At 54.4% G+C, this 3,473-nt stretch carries 2 rRNA genes; both read right to left on the reverse strand.

The features are described from left to right. Positions 1-26: 26 nt before the first annotated feature. Positions 27-144, reverse strand: a 5S ribosomal RNA gene (gene rrf, locus HMPREF0298_RS11155). 106 nt (positions 145-250) lie between these two features. Beyond that, positions 251-3,339 (reverse strand): 23S ribosomal RNA (locus tag HMPREF0298_RS11160). Between the last annotated feature and the right edge of the window lie 134 nt (positions 3,340-3,473).

Here is a 3,473-nt window from a genome sequence, read left to right on the forward strand (position 1 = left end):
TTGCTTTGTTTTGTTTTAAGTTGTTGGGTCGGCGGTAACTTACTCTCCCACCCCCTCCCGGGGGCAGTACCATCAGCGCGGGCGGGCTTAGCTTCCGGGTTCGGAATGGGTCCGGGCGTTTCCCCGCCGCCATCAACCACCGACACATTTGTGGGATCAATCATTATGTTGTTGTTGTTGTGACACGATTGTGGTGTGTCAGATACTGCATAGTGGACGCGGGCACACTCTTTTGTGGTGGGTGTGTTGGTTGTGTTTTTTGTTGGTGTATTAGTACCGGTCACCTTCAACGGTTGCCCGTCTTCTAGATCCGGCCTATCAACCCCATAGTCTGTGGGGAACCTCAAAAGAAACCTCATCTTAAAACAGGCTTCCCGCTTAGATGCTTTCAGCGGTTATCCCTTCCGTACGTAGCCAACCAGCCGTGCTCCTGGCGGAACAACTGGCACACCAGAGGTACGTCCGTCCCGGTCCTCTCGTACTAGGGACAGCCTTTTTCAAGTTTCAACGCGCGCGGCGGATAGAGACCGAACTGTCTCACGACGTTCTGAACCCAGCTCGCGTGCCGCTTTAATGGGCGAACAGCCCAACCCTTGGGACCTACTCCAGCCCCAGGATGCGACGAGCCGACATCGAGGTGCCAAACCATCCCGTCGATATGGACTCTTGGGGAAGATCAGCCTGTTATCCCCGGGGTACCTTTTATCCGTTGAGCGACACCACTTCCACACGTTGGTGCCGGATCACTAGTCCCGACTTTCGTCCCTGCTCGACATGTACGTCTCACAGTCAAGCTCCCTTGTGCACTTACACTCTTACACCTGATTGCCAACCAGGCTGAGGGAACCTTTGGGCGCCTCCGTTACTCTTTGGGAGGCAACCGCCCCAGTTAAACTACCCACCAGGCACTGTCCCCAACCCAGATCATGGGCCAAGGTTAAGGTATCCACTACGGTCAGAGTGGTATTTCAACAACGACTCCACCACCACTAGCGTGACGGTTTCACAGTCTCCCACCTATCCTACACAAACCGCACCGAACACCAATACCAAGCTATAGTGAAGGTCCCGGGGTCTTTTCGTCCTGCCGCGCGAAACGAGCATCTTTACTCGTACTGCAATTTCACCGGGCCTGTGGTTGAGACAGCAGGGGAGTCGTTACGCCATTCGTGCAGGTCGGAACTTACCCGACAAGGAATTTCGCTACCTTAGGATGGTTATAGTTACCACCGCCGTTTACTGGGGCTTAAATTCTCCGCTTCGATGGTTACCCATCTAACAGGTCCTCTTAACCTTCCAGCACCGGGCAGGCGTCAGTCCGTATACATCAACATCACGTCTTCGCACGGACCTGTGTTTTTGATAAACAGTCGCTCCCCTCTATTCTCTGCGACCACCACCAGCACCACAGTCGTCAAAGACTGCGCACCAGTAATGGTCCCCCTTCTCCCGAAGTTACGGGGGTAATTTGCCGAGTTCCTTAACCACAGTTCACCCGACCGCCTTAGTATTCTCTACCTGACTACCTGTGTCGGTTTCGGGTACGGGCCGTGTACACACTCGCTAGAGGCTTTTCTCGGCAGTACAGGATCACCTACATCACCCCACACAAGGGGCTACGCATCACGCCTCACACAACAACCCGCAAGCATTTCACTCACAGGCGTGCCACACGCTTACACCACAATCCAATAAGTGGCTAGGCTACCTCACTGCGTCACCCCATCACTGAGCTACTACGGTTCAGGCCCCACGCATCACACACCACCGATCAACCCCCGAAAGGGCTGCCATATGGTGTGCTCAGGGTGGTTAGTATCACCGATTCACCCTTGGGCGCGTATACACGGGTACGGGAATATCAACCCGTTGACCATCGACTACGCCTGTCGGCCTCGCCTTAGGACCCGACTCACCCTGGGAAGACGAACTTGACCCAGGAACCCTTAGTCATCCGGCGGATAAGATTCTCACTTATCTCTCGTTACTCATGCCTGCATTCTCACTCGTGTACAGTCCACAACCCCTTACGGTACTGCTTCACCCCATACACGACGCTCCCCTACCCATGGTAAAAACCATGCCGCGGCTTCGGCGGTGTACTTGAGCCCCACTGAATTGTCGGCGCGAAACCACTCGACCAGTGAGCTATTACGCACTCTTTCAAGGATGGCTGCTTCTAAGCCAACCTCCTGGCTGTCTTCGCGATCCCACATCCTTTTCCACTTAGTACACCCTTAGGGGCCTTAACCGGCGATCTGGGCTGTTTCCCTCTCGACTATGAAGCTTATCCCCCACAGTCTCACTGCTGCAGACCACCTAACCGGCATTCGGAGTTTGGCTGACATTGCTAAGATGATAGTCCCGCTCAACCAACCAGTAGCTCTACCTCCGGCAAGCTGCTGCAACGCTGCACCTAAATGCATTTCGGGGAGAACCAGCTATCACGGAGTTTGATTGGCCTTTCACCCCTACCCACAGCTCATCCCCTCAGTTTTCAACCTAAGTGGGTTCGCGCCTCCACAACCTCTTACAGCTGCTTCACACTGGCCATGGGTAGATCACCCCGCTTCGGGTCCAGGACATGCCACTGACAACACCCTATTCGGATTCGCTTTCGCTACGGCTCCCCCACACACGGGTTAACCTCGCGACATGTCGCTGACTCGCAGGCTCATTCTTCAAAAGGCACGCCATCACACACACGAGGTGCTCTGACGGATTGTAAGCGCACGGTTTCAGGAACTATTTCACTCCCCTCCCGGGGTACTTTTCACCATTCCCTCACGGTACTTATCCACTATCGGTCACACTGAGTATTTAGGCTTACCGGGTGGTCCCGGCAGATTCACAGCAGATTCCACGAGCCCGCTGCTACTCGGGACACAACACACGCACACACGGACATGTTTTCACGTACAGGGGCTCTCACCCACTACGGCGCACCATCCCAAGTGACTTCCGCTAACACACCACGCACACGCACCAAGTCGACAGCCCTGGTAACAATCACATCCCACAACCCCACACACGCAACCCCTGTCAGGTATCACACGCACATGGTTTAGCCTCATCCACGTTCGCTCGCCGCTACTAGCAGAATCATTATTATTTTCCTCTCCTGCGGGTACTGAGATGTTTCACTTCCCCGCGTACACCCCCACACAAGCTATGAATTCACCTGCGGGTAACACCACACAACTGGTGCCAGGTTTCCCCATTCGGACATCCTCGGATCAACGCTTAGTTGGCAACTCCCCGAGGCATAACGCAGCCTCACACGTCCTTCATCGGCTCAGCATGCCAAGGCATCCACCGTACGCCCTTACTAAAAAACACTAAGAACACACACACAAAAAAATAAAGATGCTCGCGTCCACTATACAGTTCTCACACACCACACCCCAACCCCCCCACCCGTGCACACACGCACACAAGCAAGGAACAACCAGGATCACAAGGAAACAACACAC

The organism is Corynebacterium lipophiloflavum DSM 44291, assembly GCF_000159635.1.
GTDB classification, from domain to species: domain Bacteria; phylum Actinomycetota; class Actinomycetes; order Mycobacteriales; family Mycobacteriaceae; genus Corynebacterium; species Corynebacterium lipophiloflavum.